Source organism: Candidatus Kryptoniota bacterium (assembly GCA_036567965.1).
GTDB lineage: Bacteria > Bacteroidota > Ignavibacteria > Kryptoniales > JAKASW01 > JAKASW01.
On the sequence record DATCTN010000031.1, the window covers coordinates 36919 to 53612 of the forward strand.

14 protein-coding genes are annotated in these 16694 nt (G+C 50.9%); 6 read left to right on the plus strand and 8 right to left on the minus strand.

Going from position 1 to position 16694, the window contains the following annotated elements; genetic code table 11:
- Nucleotides 1-5: 5 nt before the first annotated feature.
- From VIS48_15125 to bstA, 3 genes are read left to right on the plus strand one after another with little or no spacing between them, the layout of a single operon-like run.
- Complete coding sequence (locus VIS48_15125) at nt 6-509, plus strand: copper chaperone PCu(A)C (protein ID HEY9167483.1); 504 nt, start codon at nt 6-8, stop codon at nt 507-509.
- The gene (locus VIS48_15130; GenBank protein HEY9167484.1) at nt 506-1234 is read left to right on the plus strand and encodes a phosphoribosylanthranilate isomerase; all 729 of its coding nucleotides are present in this window, start codon (nt 506-508) and stop codon (nt 1232-1234) included. The genes VIS48_15125 and VIS48_15130 overlap by 4 nt, the downstream gene beginning before the upstream one ends.
- 22 nt (nt 1235-1256) lie before the next feature.
- Nucleotides 1257-1781 (plus strand): bacillithiol transferase BstA, encoded by a 525-nt coding sequence (gene bstA, locus VIS48_15135; protein ID HEY9167485.1) that lies wholly within the window; start codon nt 1257-1259, stop codon nt 1779-1781.
- A 253-nt stretch (nt 1782-2034) separates the two neighbouring features.
- Here bstA and VIS48_15140 read toward each other — a convergent pair whose 3' ends face one another.
- From VIS48_15140 to VIS48_15170, 7 genes are all read right to left on the minus strand, one after another.
- A complete protein-coding gene (locus VIS48_15140) occupies nt 2035-3018 on the minus strand; it encodes a cytochrome C (protein ID HEY9167486.1) in 984 nt (327 codons plus the stop codon).
- Between the two features lie 183 nt (nt 3019-3201).
- Complete coding sequence (locus VIS48_15145) at nt 3202-6051, minus strand: T9SS type A sorting domain-containing protein (GenBank protein ID HEY9167487.1); 2850 nt, start codon at nt 6049-6051, stop codon at nt 3202-3204.
- A 296-nt stretch (nt 6052-6347) separates the two neighbouring features.
- Nucleotides 6348-6650 (minus strand): two-component regulator propeller domain-containing protein, encoded by a 303-nt coding sequence (locus VIS48_15150; GenBank protein HEY9167488.1) that lies wholly within the window; start codon nt 6648-6650, stop codon nt 6348-6350.
- 82 nt (nt 6651-6732) lie between these two features.
- Nucleotides 6733-7032: a PG0541 family transporter-associated protein gene (locus tag VIS48_15155; GenBank protein HEY9167489.1), complete on the minus strand. Its 300-nt coding sequence runs from the start codon at nt 7030-7032 to the stop codon at nt 6733-6735.
- A 99-nt stretch (nt 7033-7131) separates the two neighbouring features.
- Nucleotides 7132-10245, minus strand: coding sequence for an efflux RND transporter permease subunit (locus VIS48_15160; GenBank protein HEY9167490.1), 3114 nt, complete (start codon nt 10243-10245; stop codon nt 7132-7134).
- Nucleotides 10246-10356: 111 nt separating this feature from the next.
- On the minus strand, nt 10357-11412 hold the full coding sequence (locus tag VIS48_15165) for an efflux RND transporter periplasmic adaptor subunit (protein HEY9167491.1): 1056 nt from the start codon (nt 11410-11412) through the stop codon (nt 10357-10359).
- A 110-nt stretch (nt 11413-11522) separates the two neighbouring features.
- Nucleotides 11523-12872, minus strand: a complete 1350-nt coding sequence (locus VIS48_15170) for a TolC family protein (protein ID HEY9167492.1) — start codon at nt 12870-12872, stop codon at nt 11523-11525.
- A gap of 350 nt (nt 12873-13222) precedes the next feature.
- Between VIS48_15170 and VIS48_15175 the strand changes: the two genes are divergently transcribed.
- The 3 genes from VIS48_15175 to VIS48_15185 all read left to right on the plus strand — a co-directional run bounded on the left by VIS48_15175 (nt 13223) and on the right by VIS48_15185 (nt 16068).
- On the plus strand, nt 13223-14104 hold the full coding sequence (locus VIS48_15175; GenBank protein ID HEY9167493.1) for a sce7726 family protein: 882 nt from the start codon (nt 13223-13225) through the stop codon (nt 14102-14104).
- Between the two features lie 6 nt (nt 14105-14110).
- Entirely contained in the window at nt 14111-15052 is a 942-nt protein-coding gene (locus VIS48_15180) for a sce7725 family protein (GenBank protein HEY9167494.1), read from the plus strand.
- A gap of 104 nt (nt 15053-15156) precedes the next feature.
- Entirely contained in the window at nt 15157-16068 is a 912-nt protein-coding gene (locus tag VIS48_15185; GenBank protein HEY9167495.1) for an RES family NAD+ phosphorylase, read from the plus strand.
- Nucleotides 16069-16438: 370 nt separating this feature from the next.
- Here VIS48_15185 and VIS48_15190 read toward each other — a convergent pair whose 3' ends face one another.
- A complete protein-coding gene (locus VIS48_15190; GenBank protein HEY9167496.1) occupies nt 16439-16693 on the minus strand; it encodes a helix-turn-helix domain-containing protein in 255 nt (84 codons plus the stop codon).
- Nucleotide 16694 lies beyond the last annotated feature (1 nt).

The following is a 16694-nucleotide window of genomic DNA, read 5'->3' on the forward strand; positions in this document are numbered from 1 at the left end:
TAGAAATGAGGAAAGGAGACAGACCGCCGAAGGCACCTCCGGGGCGAAGACAGGAAACAGAACACCGGCGGCAACAAGCGGGATCGCGAATTTTCTTCGCGGCATTGCTCGCAGCAGTTGTCTGCATTCACACCTCTGATTCCTTTGCTCAGAGCAAGGTAAGAATCGAAGACGCTTACGTCCGAACGGCGGCCCAGCTCATGACGAGTGCGGCGTACTTTAAGATCGTCAACAACTCAGCCTTTGCCGATACGCTTTATGATGTCGAGGCGCCGTTCGCCGAGATGTCGCATCTCCACGAGACATATACTGAAAACTCCATGAGCGGGATGCGAAGCGTTGCAAGGATAATAATTGCGGCGCATTCGGACTTCGAATTGAAACCCGGCAGTTACCATGTGATGTTAATGAACGTAAAGAAGGAGCTGAAGGCGGGGGAGAAAGTCCAATTCAAATTGTACTTCAAGCGGAGCGGTGTCATCAGGGTAAAAGCAGTAGTGCAGAAATGAAGAGCGACGATAGGAGACGGGAGACAGGAAGCAGGACGCGTGTGAAGATCTGCTGTATAGCCAACCCTGAGGAAGCTCGCACCGCGATCGGCTTCGGAGCGGACGCTATCGGGCTCGTCGGGAAAATGCCGAGCGGTCCGGGTGTCATAGGCGATTCAGTGATCAGGGAAATTGCCGCGCTCGCGCCTCCTGCTGTAGAGACTTTTCTTCTTACAAGCGAAACGGAAGCCGATGATATCATCAGCCATTACAGACGCACTCTTACCACCGCGATTCAGATCGTCGACTATGTGGAAGAGAACGTTTACGAGAAACTGAGACGCGAGATTCCCTCGACCAAAATTGTGCAGGTCATACATGTCGAAGACGAAAGCTGTATCGACCGCGCAATGAGAGTAAAAGATTTCGTCAACGGCATCTTGCTCGACTCCGGAAGGCCGAACGCGAACACGAAGATACTTGGAGGGACCGGAATAACTCACAACTGGGAAATCAGCGGGGAGATAGTAGAAAGAACGGGAGTTCCGGTATTTCTCGCGGGCGGCATTACACCTGAGAACATCGGCGCTGCAGTCATGTCGGTACGCCCATTCGGAATAGACGCGTGTACCGGCGTGCGGACCGCTGGTATACTGGATCGAGACAAACTGAAGAGATTGTTCGAAGAGATAGCGCGCGTTGACCGCGCTACCGTGGAACAGCCCGTCAGGGTTTCAAGTAAATAAGAACAGGAGAGCAGGAAAAAACATGGAAGATCTAAGTTATCCGATCGGGCGGTTCAAGCCCGAGGCGGCACTTACAGACGCAGGTCGGAACACACTGATTGACGAGATCGCACTGGCGCCGGCCGCACTCGGGCTGGCCGTTAAGGATCTCACGAACGAGCAGCTCGATACACCTTACAGGCCTGGGGGATGGACGGCTCGGCAGGTCGCGCACCACTTACCGGACAGTCACATCAACGCATATGTGAGGTTCAAGCTTTCATTGACTGAGAACGAGCCGACGATAAAGCCGTACGATCAGAAGTTGTGGGCAGAGCTGCCGGACTCAAGGACCGCCGACGTCAGAATGTCGGTGGAACTGCTTGAAGCGCTCCACAAAAGATGGGTGTCGCTCCTCAGAAGCATGAAGCCGGAAGACTTCAAGCGGACTTACCGGCATCCCGAAGGCGGGATCAGCGTACTTGAACATGTCCTCCAGATGTATGCCTGGCACGGCAAGCACCATGTCGCACATATCACGTCACTTAGAAAAAGAATGGGGTGGTAGGGACCCATCTGAGATTCCTGGCGCTCCGTCAGCCGGGGCGCCGGATTCCTCTCTCGTTTGATTCTCCATATGCTTCGTGTCGAGGGGTTGCGGCAGATCAGCGCTGCGTTCACATTCTCGCGCTACGTGAAGTTATAATCTGGTTTATTTCAGAAAGATTCTCTTTGTTGACGAATGCGCAGGCTCCCGCATCCCTGGCTGCTTCACGCAAGTGCGGCTCGTTCGCGACCTAACCTCCTCAGCAGCGGGGATTTTATTTTCTCGCGGTGAATCTCACGACCTGGTTGTGAACCGGCGGAAGGCTCATTAAGTACGAGTAAATCGCTCCGAGATCTCCTTCTGTCATTCCGGCAAATGAGGTAATGGGCATCACGGTATTATACTGGTTTTCTCCAACCGGAATGTTGCGCGAACTGTCGGACGAGAAGCTCTTGAAGAATGCGATGAACTGTGCTTTGCTCCAGTTTCCGATGCCGGTTTGTTTGTCCGGGGTAATGTTTCCAGATTTCACGACGCCGGCGGGCAGAGTGAAGCTCATTCCCCCCGCGAACTCCATGCCTTTGATCGGTTCTCCCTTGTCGAGCTGCGTGTGACATCCGCTGCAGGAAGCAATCGTCGTGAGATACTCCCCGTACGCGACCGTGTCCGACTGGCTTATCGGTGGGCCGGGGTTATAACTGCTGAAGGGAATCATCTTCACCATCATGTTCATAGGGAAATCGAGATGTCTCGCGGGAATCTTGTTCTCGACCGGTTTGAGTGTCCGAATGTAAGCGACAATGGAATAAAGATCTTCCTGTCTCAAATAATTTAGATCGCCATAAGGCATTATCGGAAAGAGTGCGCTTCCGTCTCTCGAGACGCCGGTTGTTATTGCCCTTATCAGCTCGCCGTCGGACCAGTCTCCGATACCTGCTGGGGTAATATTTCTAGCGTAGACGGCTCCCGGCACCCCAGCGGTCTCTTCATCGAACACTTCGCCGCCCATTCCCAGCGTACCCGGCTTGACGGGGCCGCCATACTTGGTCCAATCGCGCTCGGAATGGCAATCCAAACAGCCGGCGACGTGGCCGACAAGATATTCGCCGCGCGCTAATCTCTCCGGCGAAGCGGCTACTTTGATGGCGGGAACCGGTTCCGCTTTTGGATAGACGGAATTGAAATATATAAGTCCGGCAATCAGCAGAATGGCGATCGATCCAACTACTATCCCGGCAATCTTGAAGAATTTTTTCATCCGGACCTCATCTCTGGTTGATTGATATTAGATACGATCGCAACCTGCGAATCGCACTGAGAGAATGAAAATGTTCGAGCAGTACAAGAGCACGTGGCGAGGTCATGGAACCTCGCCTGCCGCCGCTCATTCAGCGAACCGGACACGTTTTCCAGGAAAACGTCATTGCCGAGAACGCGCGCGTCATTTTAAGAGAATCAGTTTCTTGATCGAAGTGAATTGGTCGCCGGTGCTTCCTTGCGCGCTGATCCTGTAGAAATACATTCCGCTCGAGAACTCGCCGAGACTTAAATTCTCTTCATATCGTCCCGCGTTCATCGTTCCGTAATTTTGTTCAAATACTTTTTGTCCGAGCGCATTATAAACCTCGAGAGTTACAGTTGACATCTCTTTAAGGTCGAACCGAATCGTCGTACTCGGGTTGAACGGGTTCGGATAATTCTGGTAGAGCGCATAATTTTCCGGGATGTCCACGGTGACCTTGAGGAGCCCGAGTTGTGCCGACCTTCCGTTCAGGTCCAGAGACTCGATCTTGTAGTAATAAGTTTTTCCGCTCTGGGCAGAATTGTCCACGAAGTGGTAGGACGCGCCGCGCGACGATGATCCGGTCGCGGCAAGAGACTTATTACTCGAATAACTACCGAGGAGAGTATACGGTCCGGCCGAAGCACTGGACCTGTAGAGATTGAAGCCTGCCACACCCACTTCTGTCGCCGTTTTCCAATTTAAAGTCACGGCGCCTTTGGTCGATTGCGCGTCAAAGGAGATGAGTTGCACAGGCAGGGACGCATCTGAGGGATTTGTCACCGCAGCGAAGTATGGCTGACTTGCTCCCAGGACCTGGCTTTCACTCCCTCCGAAGAAGACCTCCTGGTGCTTGTCCGATATCGCGATGCATTGGACGTACTGGGTAGCATCCAGATTCAGATTCCAGCTCTCCGGGTTCCCGTTTGTCTTGTCGACCGCTCCGATCGAGTTGAACGGTTGACCGCCGATGGTCTGGAAGTATCCGCCCATGTATATGAATGATCCGGAAACGGCAAACCCGTCAGCGGAGCTGGAAAGATCCGGATCCCAGGGAAGCAGCGATCCGGTCGATACGATATCGACTGCGGCGGCATAATTTCTCGTCACTGAGTTCATCGTCGTGAACGAACCTCCGATGTAGACGGTCGAACCGTCTGCGGCGATCGAGTAAATAAAATCGTTCGAGTTTGCAATTATCGGATTCCATGCGGTTGCGAGGCCGGTCACAGTATCGACCGAACCGAGGTTCACTCTTGCAGAGTCGCCCAGGTCAGCGAATGCTCCGCCGATGTAGAGACTTCCTCCCCCCGCGTCCAGTGCAAGCACAGACGGCTGGGCGCCGCCGTTCACGTTCGCGTTCCATGATTTGAGCGAGCCAGTGTTAACATCAAAAGCAGCGATATTGTTTCTTGGAAGTCGGAGACCGCTTCCCGCGCTGTCGAACTGGCCGGCCACGTAAATAGTTCCTCCGTAAATCTTAAGAGCTATCACATCAGCCTGACCCGAGTAATACGACCACGGTGCAGGTGCAAGGTTCGCGTCGAAGGAGGTGACATCGCCGGTGTTCGCACTGACCGTGACAAATCCGTCTCGCGCATTTCCGCCCACGGATTGGAACACGCCGCCCACGAAGAGAGTCGTGTCATGGAGTGCCAGCGCACTGACCTGGGGGGAATTGTCATCAAACGCAACCTTCAAGCCGGTCGGCTGGCCGGTTATTTCGCTCAATGCTGCGACGTCCTGACGCAGCACTCCTCCGAAGCTGTACATATCCCCGCCGGCAAAAACTTTTCCACTGTAATAAAGGAGGGCTGATGCGTAATCGCTTGCGGACGCGTTCCAGCTTTGAAGAGTCCCGTTGGTATCGACATCCGCGAAACGTGTACGGGTTTGTCCCTGAACGGAAGAGAAGTCGCCGGAGAAATATATCTGGGCCCCGTTGTTGGTAATTGTCTGGATACTGCTCCCCTGAAGAAGTCCGGCATCCCAACGGGTTGGTAGCGCGCTGGCTGTGTCAACTGAGGCGATTGAGTACCTGGTAGAGTCGCCGATTGCGTCGAAGGATCCGCCGAAGAAAACATTCCCACCGATGACTTTCACGCACTGACAATATGGAATCCCGCTGATGGAAACATCCTGCGTGTTCCAGCTTGTGGCGTTGCCGTCGGTCGTGTCAAGTTCCGCGAGGGCTTCCACAGACTGGGAGCCGATACTGGAGAAACTTCCCGCAACATAAATGTATCCGTTAGCTGCGTCCAGTCCGCCTATAGAGCCGAAATCACCCGATGGACTTGGATTCCATGCCCTCACGTTGCCGTCAAGATCGAGCGATGCGAGTTGATTTCTCGAGGAATCACCGACTGTTGAAAAGTAGCCTCCGATGTAGATCCTGTTACCGTAAACAAGTATAGTTGCGACACTGTTGTCCAAATTCGGTTTCGTCCACGTCGGATCTACATTTCCTGTCGTGACGCTCACAGACGACAGGTCTGCGTCTGCCTGGCCGCCGATATTGGAAAAGTATCCACCGACAATCAGTGAGTTGCCATTCAGCGCGAGGGAACTCACCCCGTCATCCGGATTAGGGTTCCATGTGTTGTCCACAGAACCGTCGGACAGGATGTGCGCGAGATTGTTTATCGAAACATTTCCGACTTTCGAGAAGAAGCCTCCTATGAAGAGGCCGCCCGCGCCATCAGAGATGACCGCGTTGACATTACCCGACATACTGGATACTTTCGGAAAGCTACTGTTGATTGAGCCGGTGGTCGGGTCGAGCGCAGCGAAGTTGCCTGTGATCGGCCCCAGATAATCGAAGTCGCCTCCGATGTAAACAAGATCGTGAGCATCGTCGACTATAATTGAATTGACCGTGTTGTTCGGGACCCAGTATTTAGAATCAAGGGTCTGCGAGCTTGATGCGATCGTGAAAATCGACATGACAATCGCGAGACCGAACAACCCTCGCGAAGCATATTTGAAACAGGTGTTAATTAAAGACGGCATCTCTCCTCCTTTTGTAGCCATAAGATTATCGTAAAATGAGCTTCCAGTCGGAAGACTGTCTTCCGCAGAGTGTTATGATTCCTTGGTGTTATCAGCGGATTATAAATCTAAAAAACGGACTTTGAGTTCTAAGAGTTCCCATTTAGAGTGCGATGCGAGTATTATGTGACCGTCACTTTGAAAGTGACAGTCACCGCCACATTTACTTCACCAAAGCCAATTCCTTGATCGACATATATCTTTCTGCGTTGATTCCGACAAGGGGGGTTATATTTGCAGAGACCATCGGCAGAGGTTCAAACGCACAGCATCCCCTCGCGATCTACTATCAATCTGATGACATAGTTTCCCGACGAGGACGTGAAGTCTGAAAGTCCGTTCTTGAGAACTTTAAATGAATAGCTGTCGTACCGGCCAAGCCAGTCCTCAGTCCCGAACCACAGGAAACCCTCTTTGTCCTGAGTTATCGAATATGCCGATGACTGCGAAAGCCCCCGCTGAAGGGAAATATGTTCAAATCTCAGGGATTGTGCGTAAGCGACAACTGCGCCGACGCACAGTAGAACTGTTGTTGTTAACGTGCTCCTGTAGCTCTCCAACGGAATTTACAACAGTTCGCGCGGGCTTAAGATTCCGGATGTGTAGAAAAGTAGAACGTCTCCCTGATATGGCAGGGAGTAATCAGACAATCCGTTCGAGGGGTACCTGGAATAATCTGATATGGTCGTCGGGTCGAGGGATGTCTTTGTTGGTCGCATTTATTCCGTCGACAAGTTTCTCGAGAGATGCTTCCTGTTCAAACGCGATCATGTATACGACGTTAGTACCGGGAAAGCTTCTCGTGTCGAGGTGGGGATCCGTGCCGTGGCCTTTGCCTTTGACATGCTCCCACTTCGTATAGTAATCGATGCGAGCGCCCTCGAGGAGCTTCATCACTCGCGGGGAAATGACATCGTTACTGACAAGGAATGCTATCTTCATATTGCACCCTTTCTAAGAATAAGGACACTGATAGGACATGAGGGGTGGATTTTCACGGATTGTATTCTAGCTCATTACGAACCATTAATGTCTGAGTAATCAGACTTCTGCCTGACTTCTCTTGCTCTTCCCAACAAGACCGAACATTCTTTTGAACGACAGATCGTCGAGTATGGAATAGACCACAGGGACTACGAACAAAGTCAGCAGTGTCGACGTGATCAGTCCGCCGATCACCGCCTGGCCCATAGGAGCACGGAATTCGCTCCCTTCGCTCACCGCGAATGCTACCGGCACCATACCGAATATCATGGCGAACGTTGTCATGAGTATCGGTCGCAGCCTCGTTGCGCCGGCATTGATTAGCGCCTCGGTCCTCTCCTGACCCCTGTCGCGGAGAACGTTCGCATAATCGACGAGCAGAATTCCGTTCTTTGTGACAAGCCCCATCAGCATTATTACGCCGATGAGTGACATCATCGATACCGAGCTTCCGAACACGATCAACCCGAGAGTTGCCCCGATCAGAGACATCGGCAGCGCCAGCATGATCGCGAAAGGATATGTGAAACTTTCGAACTGTGCGGCAAGCACTATATAGACGAACACGATCGCCAGACCGAGGACGAGAAAAATATTTGCGAACGACTCGGCCTGCATCTGGCCCTGGCCTACGACTCCTACGTTGTACCCGGGAGGCAAATCGAGTCGGTTCGTCTTTTTTTGTATGTCGCCGAGGACTTCTCCAAGGAGCCGTCCCGACAGGTTCGCATCGACACGGATCTCCCGCTGTCGGTCGAACCTGTTGATCTGCGACGGTCCCGAGCTCTGTTGGATGTCGGCGACGTAACTGACCGGAACGAGAAGGTTCTGATTGTTCCCCATACTCTTGTTACTCTTGACCGTGAGATTGTTGACGTTTTCGAATGAGGTGCGGTCTTCCTTCCTCAGCTGTACGCGCACGTCGAACTGTTCGTCGCCTTCCTGGTATTTTGTCGCCACATAACCGTCGACAAGCGCCCTGGCGGTAGTGGCGATCTGTGCCACGTTGACTCCGAGATCGGACGCTTTCTCGCGGTCGATTCTGATTCTCACCTCGGGCTTCGTCGTCTCGAGACTATTCTCAATGTCCACTGCGCCGGTAGTATTACGAACGATGCTTTCCACGCGGTCTGCCACGAGTTTCAGTGTAGACATGTCGTCGCCTCGCACGCTCATGATTACCGGCTTCTGGTTCCCGCCCGGTCCGCTTTGTGTCCCGAGTGAAAGGTTAACGCCTGCCACTGCCCGCAGCTCTCTGCGAAGGTCGCTCATTACCTGCGCGATGCCGCGCTTGCGTTGGTTCTTCTTCACCAGTTTTACAAGTATGTTTCCCGTTGTCACAGGATCGTTTCCGGCTCCAATAGTCGTAAGAACATTGATCACTTCGGGCTGTCTCCTCAGCACGCTTTCAATCTGTGCCGAGATATCGCTTGTCTGTTGCAGCGAGCTCCCGGGTGCGGCGTGAACAGTGATGTTGAACTCGCTTTCGTCGGTCTCGGGGAAGAAGGATGTGCCCAGCATGCCCATTATGAAAACGCTCGCCACGAAGATTGCAACCGATCCGAAGACTACAGTTTTCCGATGACCGAGACACCATCTTATTCCTTTTCTGTATCGCTCGCTGAGGATCTGGAAAAAGTGGTTGAAATAGAAAAGTATTTTCCTGAGGACAGAGCCTTCGTTGGTGAGTTCCTCATCGGCCTTGCTCAACCAGCGGGAGGAGAGCATTGGCGTAAGGGTAAACGCTACAAACAGGGATACCAGCACCGCGACAGAAACTGTAATTCCGAACTGGTAGAAGAACCGCCCGACGAGACCCGGCGTAAATGCTATCGGGATAAACACGGCAACGATCGTAAAAGTAGTGGCCATGACAGCGAGCCCGATTTCGGCGGTGGCAGCCTTTGCGGCCTCTATCGGTGTCTCGCCCTGCTGCATATGCCTGAATATGTTTTCTATAACCACGATCGCGTCGTCTATCAGAAGTCCGACCGCGAGCGAAAGCGCGAGAAGCGAGACCATGTTCAATGTAAAACTCAACGCGTACATGATTATGAAGCTCGCGATAATTGAAGTCGGAAGCGCAATTGCGCTGATAAGTGTCGATCGGAAGTTCGCCAGGAACAAATAGACCACTATGATGGCGAGAAGTCCGCCGTAGAGGATGTCGAAGAGTACGTCATTCACTTCTTCCACGATGAACGTGCTGTTGTCTCGTGCGATAGTGATCTTCAGGTCGGGCGGGATTTCTTTCTGCAGGCTGACGAGTTGTTTCTGGATCGCCTCCGCTACGCGCACCGTATTGCTTCCGGATTGCCGGATGATGCTGAGACCAACCGCAATTTTTCCGTTTACCCGTGTCAGACTTGTTTGCTCTTTCACGCCGTCGATAACCTCGGCGACGTCCGAGAGATGGACGACCTTTCCGCCGGGCGTCGCAACGATCACCTTGTTGAAGTCTGCGACGTTGGTGTATTTGCCCATCGTTCGGAGAAGAAGTTGCCGCGGTCCCTGAATCAGATTTCCCGCGGGGACTTCCATGTTCGACGCGGCCACACCCTGTATGACATCCTGTATTGAAAGGTTGTACGCCTGAAGCTTTGAGGCGTCCGTTTCGATTTGAATCTCGCGCTCCGCTCCCCCGACGAGGTCAACGCGTCCGACTCCGGGAACATTTTCGAGGCGCTTCTTGATCACGTTCTTCGTGAATGTGGTGATGTCTTTTTGCGATCTCGGACCTGACACGGTAAGTGTGAACATCGGCTGGCTCGCAGGATCGATTCTCTGGATAACAGGATCTTCGAGATCTGTAGGTAAATCCGCACGTATAGCCGCGATCTTCTCGCGCACGTCCTGGGCGGCCTGTTTACCTTCTACCTCGAGTTTGAACTGGATTATCACGAACGACACACCTTCCCGCGAGATCGAAGTTATATGGTCGATCCCGCCGATGGTGTTGACGGCGTCCTCGATTTCTTTCGTGACATCGGTCTCCATCTGCTCAGGCCCCGCGCCGGGGAGGACACTTGTCACGGTGATGTAAGGGAAGTCGATGTCGGGGAACTGGTCGATGTTCAGCTTGACGAAAGAGAACAATCCGAGCACTATAAGTGCAAGGATCATCATCGTGGCAAACACGGGTCGTTCTATCGATGTATCAGCAAGTTTCATGAAGTTAATCCCTTATGGATAAGAATCGCTCCTCTGGATCATTCTCATAATACCGGTCGGTCGGATTCACGGTATTGATACATATGAAATTGTTTCATCCGTGTCGTATTTCTATTTGTTCGATATGTTCACATAGCCGCTGTCGCGAGCGTTTGTCGCGCCGGTAGTGATTACCGTGTCGTGATCCGAAAGTCCCTCGAGGATCTCGAAATACTTTCCGTCGGTTATCCCGGGATTGACGACCTGCTGGAAGGATCTTCCTCCTCGCACGACAAACACACGCGTGGTTATTCCGTCGCTCTGGACAGCTGCTGCAGGAACAACGAGCGTTCTTGCCCGGGATGAAAGCGACACATTCACCCGGCAGAACATCCCCGGCCTGAACCAGTTGTCCTTCGTATTGTCGAATTCCGCTTTCAGCTGGAACGTGCGCGACCTTACATCCGCCGATTTGGAAACCTGGACCACTTGTCCTGTAACGTTCACATCCGGTCTGGCTTCGGAATAGACCTGTATTGAATATCCGACCGACAGACTCGACACGTCGACCTCGTTGACGTCAAAATCGACTTTCATCTTGCCGATCTTTGCGACTGTGATCAGGACTCCCCCCGGAGTCGAGAGGTCGCCGACACTCACGTTAACAGCGGTGACAACTCCCGGTATCGGAGTCGTGAGTTCGACAGCGCTCTTTGCCGCCTCGAAGTTTGCTTTCGAAACCTCATACGCTGTCTGTGCGCCATCGAGCGACTGCAGCGAAATTGCTCCCTCGTTATACAGGGCTTTCATTCGATCGTATGTTTTCTGCGCGTTGTTGAATCCTGCCTGCGCCTGATAGAACTGGGAAGATGCGCCGCTCTTATCAAGCTCGATCAACACCCGGCCCGCCTTCACTGCGTCTCCTACATGCACGCCTATCGAAGTTATTCTCTCAGAAATCTTCGCGACTATATTTGCCTGTTCCTCGCCCTCGAGCGTTCCGGAGAATTGCTTGACGACGGATATTGTCTGACGCTGAACCTCGGCAACGTCCACAGGAATTGCCGAGGCGGAACCTGCATTCAGCGACTGGTCGTCTTTTTGAGACTTCCTGCACCCGGAAGCCATCATGGCTGTGAGAAGGAGTATTATCGAAATGCTTTTTGAGTAGTCTGTTCTTCTCGTCAAGTTCAACCTCCTGTATCTCGGTTCGAATAGTTGTAGCTCGATGATCTATTCATGGTTCGACTTAAACTAATTGCACTCACGCTCATCTGACCTGTCTTCTTGTGGAAGGTTCATTTGCTCTTACCGATTGCGAAATCCCAATCAGCCTTCGCGACCAGGTAATCGTAAATCGCCTGCGCGTAATTCGTTTCTGCGAGCGTCATGGCGACCTGCGTGTCTAGGAGTTCCAATTGTGTCCCGACTCCGCTCTTGAATCTCGTCTGCGCGATGCTCACAGCTTTTTTCGCCTGCTCGATGTTCTTCTCCTGCCCTTCGATTCGTCTCTTCGATTCATCCATCTTCAACCGGGCCGATTGGATCTGAATTGCAAGCCCTTCCTGCGCTTTCAGTTTGGTGTACCGGATCTTCTTCAACTCAACTCGTGCCTGCTCAACACGAGCGGGCGTAGCGAGCCCGTCGAATATCGACCACGATACAGTGACGCCGACGTTAAAAATCTTTGCCCAGAGGTAATTACTGAATTGAAAAGTATTATCCTGGGACTGGAACTGGTAGGAGCCGAAGGCAAATACGGAAGGGAAGTAAGCCGCCTGCTCGACGCTAACGTTCTCATCCAGCATCGCCTCCTGGAAAGAAAGCTCCTGCAGCATGGGATTTGTCGTCACCGCCTCGCGTTCGCCCTCGTCGAGAACCTGTTGCGGCACTTCCGCGAATGTAAAGTCGCCTTCTATCACGACGTTGCTGTCGAGGGGCAGCGAGAGGAGGCTCTTGAGTCCGTTGACCGAAAGGAGGAGGTTGTTTTCGGCGGAGATCACGGCCGGCTCCGTGTTTGCCACTTGTACTTCCGCGCGAAGCAAATCGAACTCCGCTGCGTTGCCGTGATTGTACAGCGCCTGGACATTCTGGTAGTTCGCCTTGACCACATCGAGTCCCTGCTTGTTTGCTTCGACCAGCTTCTGCATCAGGAGGACGCCGTAAAAAGCTTTCTTCACCTGGAGAACTACCGATTGTTTCGCCTCGTCGAAAGATGCCTCTGAGAAATCCTTGTAATTGCTTGCGATGTCGAGGGCGACTCCGATCTGCCGGCTGAAAAGCGCCTGAGTCAAGGTGGCACCGGTTTGGTAGGAATTGTTTGATCCAATCGCAAATGAAATGGTGGAACTTGTCGGATTGAACGGCGGCGAGTTTGCCGGAAGAAATATGACCGGGAGATTGATGTTCCGCATGTACTGCGCGGAGACCGAAAGGTGAGGGAATGCACCCGATCTTGCCTCTGCAACCTGCGCGTCCGCTTTGTACCGCTCCTGGTCGGCAATCAAAACATCCCTGTTCTTCTCGAGCGCAATCGCGACAGCTTTATCGAGAGTCAGGACGAATTTTTCCTGAGCGCTCACTGTACTTGTCGCCCAAATCAGGAGCGCAATCTGGATCACAATACGACTTGAGCTCGAGGTTCTCATCGCTGATAGGTCCCTATATAATGATTTACAGATGAGGGCGCAACTTTATTGAAAAGAAAGAGGGCGAATCAATTTTGACTGATTTCCGCCACCTGACCGGCCGCCCTGAGTTCTTGAACGGTCGCACGGAGACCGTCTGCGTGACAAGTTACCGGGCTCAGGATTTAGTTGCAAGGATACGGAGAAGAGGGGACGATCAGTGAGAAAACACTCTAAGTTTGCAAGTGAAATTTGCTCAGCCTAAATTGTGGCAGCAATCGGAGTAAAGGCATGCTAACTGTCCATACCAAAAGACTTCTGTTGGTTTCATGCCCATAAGAGTTTTGAAAATCAAAAGTGGCAAAGGGCGCTTGAGACAGATTAAGCGAGACGCCGACCGGCTTAGGAGTTACGCGATCATCTTATCTAATTCCACGTTCGATAAACTTGTCAGAGCCGGGGACAAGAACTACGTTGTTTCAAAGTGGAAAAAGTACGATTCAACGCTTGACAACCATGGGAACAGCCCTACTTTTAGACAATACTTTGCTCATGTTTACAATACCTTGAAGAGCGCATATAGGAGCGAGTACGTTTACAAGAACATTATTGCGAATGAGATTCTCTTGGGGAAATATAGCGTGAATTCAACTACGCTTTTGAATGAATTCCGAGTAGGCAGATCGATAGCTGACATTGTGTTGCTTAACGGCACGAGCAGAGTTTTCGAGATCAAAACGGAATTGGATAGTCCGACCAAGATTTCACACCAGCTAGCCGACTATAGAAAGGTGTTCAAGGAAACTTATCTAGTAACGCACTATAGCCTGAAAGATAGATACCTTAGAATAATTGGTGAGGACGTGGGCTTAATCGTGTTGACGAAGGACTTCAAGTTGGTTACCATTCGTAAGGCAAAAGAGAGTTGCCATTTAGACCAGCATACCATGATGAAGTGTCTTCGAAAAGATGAATTCACGAACATTGTGAAAAAATACTACCATTTTGTCCCGGCTACTTCAGCTATACGTTATTATAGGACGTGTCAGGATCTTATACTCAAAATTCCAATTGATAAGCTGCATGACTTGGTTATCGGTGAGCTCAAGAAGCGAACGATAAAACAAAAGTCTTATTTCATCTCGCGAAGTCTGCCTCCACAACTCAAGTACATCGGGTGGTGTCTGGATTTTGATGAGGAAGAGTACTTGAGATTGCACGACGTTCTTCGGGAGAAAATCAACCTTAACTGAAGATTAATGTACTTTCCGTACCTACGGGGTAAACAATATGAACTAATAGCTTTGAGAGATCTCGGGGGTCCCCTCAAATCTGAGGGTTTTATATCGCCGATAATTGAGCCGGTTAAGAACTCGTTCACCCTAATCAAAACGATAGAATCATTGCGGGATTGTGGGCACAATTTCAACCTTATACTGAATCCTCAAGTTGGTGAGTTTAACGGCATAAAGGAAGTGATTGCAGCAGTCGTTAGTCCTTGTCTGAGCTCATATCGGAATTACCAACCGGCCCTCGTAATAAATGGGAAGACTCGGTTTAATGAGGCGCTTTCTATGATTGGGCAAATGAAGACCGATGGCTTCACTATTATCTGTGACGGACTTCCTCAGCGAGAAGAGGACTTTTTCACTCTTATAGGTAAGATAGAAGTTAAGTATGTGGTTCTTAGCGACTCCATAACTAGTAAGAGATTCATTCGGGAAATAAAGAAAGCAAAGCTTCCCATAGCGACCCTCTCTGACCCATTCAGGGTTCAGAGAACCAACGCTGATTACTTGGCTGAGCCAGACGAATTTTTTAGTGATGAGCATCTCTTCTACGTTGAGGAAGGATATGCGGGATTTTCAGACTTTGTCACGATCGGAAGAGAATTCAGTGAATCTGGATTTTTGCCGTATGCTGTAGCAATACATCTGACGTATAAGAACAAGGAAGATGAGTTTCGGATTCGTCATTTTGTCTCAGACAGTAACGAGGACACAACTGATGTGCCCGGAAAATTCGGAGAAGCTTTGGAGAAACTAGTGACTTTCATAGACCGCGTTCAACTTAGGACAGCAGCTTGTCAGGAGTTCCGGAGGCTGCGCAGAAATGAGGATTACCCCGGATTAGGAAGTGTCAAGAAGTTGTCAATCCAAAATCATTTTGAACTCGTGTACGACTATCTAAGTACTACCTAGGGATGCACTGCTGCCCCAATTGCTTTCAGGATATCCTGCTTCGTTCTCACGTTGAGTACAACTCAACCGAAAGCGGCGACTGCGACTATTGTAACTCAAAAAGCGTGAAACTCATCGATGTGAGAGAGCTTGCCGAGAAATTTCAGCCATTGGTTAACCTCTATCAACCCGACTCAGGAGGGAGCGCACTTCTAGGCAAGTCCATTCAGGCTGATTGGAATACGTTTAGTTTGCCCGGCGATGGGGCTCAAGAACTGCTAAGAGGTATCTTCTCTGGAGAGGCGGTAACCGCGGGAATTTTTGATGGTGCGGTAATAAATAAGGCGAGGATTGGTGACGGTTCCCGCACTTTGCTGGATACGTGGAAGAATTTTAAGAGTGAAATAGTAAACCAAAACAGATTTTTTATTCGCAGCAACATTGATGTTGACCTCTTAAATGAAATTCTACAAAACAAATCCCATACCTACTCCACGGGAAAAATATTCTACAGGGCGCGGATTTCTACTAACAAGGGTTTTTCGGCATCAGATATGGGCAAACCGCCGAGTGAACAGTCCAAAGCAGGGCGTGCTAATCCGAAAGGAATTCCGTATCTGTATCTAGCGACCGACGAAAAGACAACCGTCTACGAAGTAAGAGCCTCTTACCTCGACTTTGTCACCTTGGCAGAATTCAAGTTGAAGGAAGACATCAAGGTGATTAGACTCAGACAAACCAAGGGTGTCAGCCCATTCGAGATACCCGATCCTATGAAGTATGTGCTATACGAGAAATTTCTTCAGGAGCTAGAAAAGGAGTTGTCAAAGCCAATTAGAAGATACGATTCAGAACTTGACTATCTCCCATCACAGTATATTTGCGAATTCATAAAGTCAAAGGGCTACAATGGAGTGGAGTATGCGAGCTCACTCAACGTGGGCGGAATAAACTTAGCGATATTTGATGAGACTAAACTGCAGTGCACCGATGTGAGGGTAGCGGAAATAAAAGAAGTTGGAATCACCTATTCATAGGGCCATCACTCTTAGCTTCACGGCGGAATTGGGGGAACGCTACCGAATTGGTAGTGAATTAAGTTGAAAGCGGCCGCAATACCAAATGTATCCCATTATCGTCCATGAGTGCGCGCAAGAGGGTTAGGAGACGAGCCCCGCCTTCCGACTTCTTGGTTTGCCGTGGAAGCGGCTGAAAATGCTGAAACCGTACAACTAGGGTGGGCGGAGCTTCTAACCCCAATTATTTTCTATGCCCAGAACAATAGTCAGGTAGCAGTCGAGCTCACTTCCTTCAGCTTGAAGAGCCCGCGTGCCTTTTAGTGTACTCGAATCTTCCAGTCCGAGCTGTTACCCGCAAAATACCGGTCCTTCACCTTTGTACCTGATGTTATCGATTTTCAGCCTTGTCTTTTCTCTCGAGGACGGCTTTGGATACTATCTGCCCAAACTTCTCATCTATATGCTGGTTGAACCATTCGTCGATGACAGACTTTTTGAATCGCCACTCTTTCCCGAGTTTCGCAGCCGGAATTTTCTTCTCCTGTGCCCACGTATAGATAGTTTGAGGCGTCAGCTTCAAATACCGCGCGACGTCTTCCAATGTCATTATTTCCTCGTCAGGCACGGTCAACCCTTTCGACATT

Bases quoted from the DNA above. Each gene is read 5' to 3' on its own strand.
- VIS48_15125 (HEY9167483.1), top strand. From the start codon at position 6: ATGAGGAAAGGAGACAGACCGCCGAAGGCACCTCCGGGGCGAAGACAG.
- VIS48_15130 (HEY9167484.1), top strand. From the start codon at position 506: ATGAAGAGCGACGATAGGAGACGGGAGACAGGAAGCAGGACGCGTGTG.
- bstA (HEY9167485.1), top strand. From the start codon at position 1,257: ATGGAAGATCTAAGTTATCCGATCGGGCGGTTCAAGCCCGAGGCGGCA.
- VIS48_15140 (HEY9167486.1), bottom strand. From the start codon at position 3,018: ATGAAAAAATTCTTCAAGATTGCCGGGATAGTAGTTGGATCGATCGCC.
- VIS48_15145 (HEY9167487.1), bottom strand. From the start codon at position 6,051: ATGCCGTCTTTAATTAACACCTGTTTCAAATATGCTTCGCGAGGGTTG.
- VIS48_15155 (HEY9167489.1), bottom strand. From the start codon at position 7,032: ATGAAGATAGCATTCCTTGTCAGTAACGATGTCATTTCCCCGCGAGTG.
- VIS48_15160 (HEY9167490.1), bottom strand. From the start codon at position 10,245: ATGAAACTTGCTGATACATCGATAGAACGACCCGTGTTTGCCACGATG.
- VIS48_15170 (HEY9167492.1), bottom strand. From the start codon at position 12,872: ATGAGAACCTCGAGCTCAAGTCGTATTGTGATCCAGATTGCGCTCCTG.
- VIS48_15180 (HEY9167494.1), top strand. From the start codon at position 14,111: ATGTACTTTCCGTACCTACGGGGTAAACAATATGAACTAATAGCTTTG.
- VIS48_15190 (HEY9167496.1), bottom strand. From the start codon at position 16,693: ATGTCGAAAGGGTTGACCGTGCCTGACGAGGAAATAATGACATTGGAA.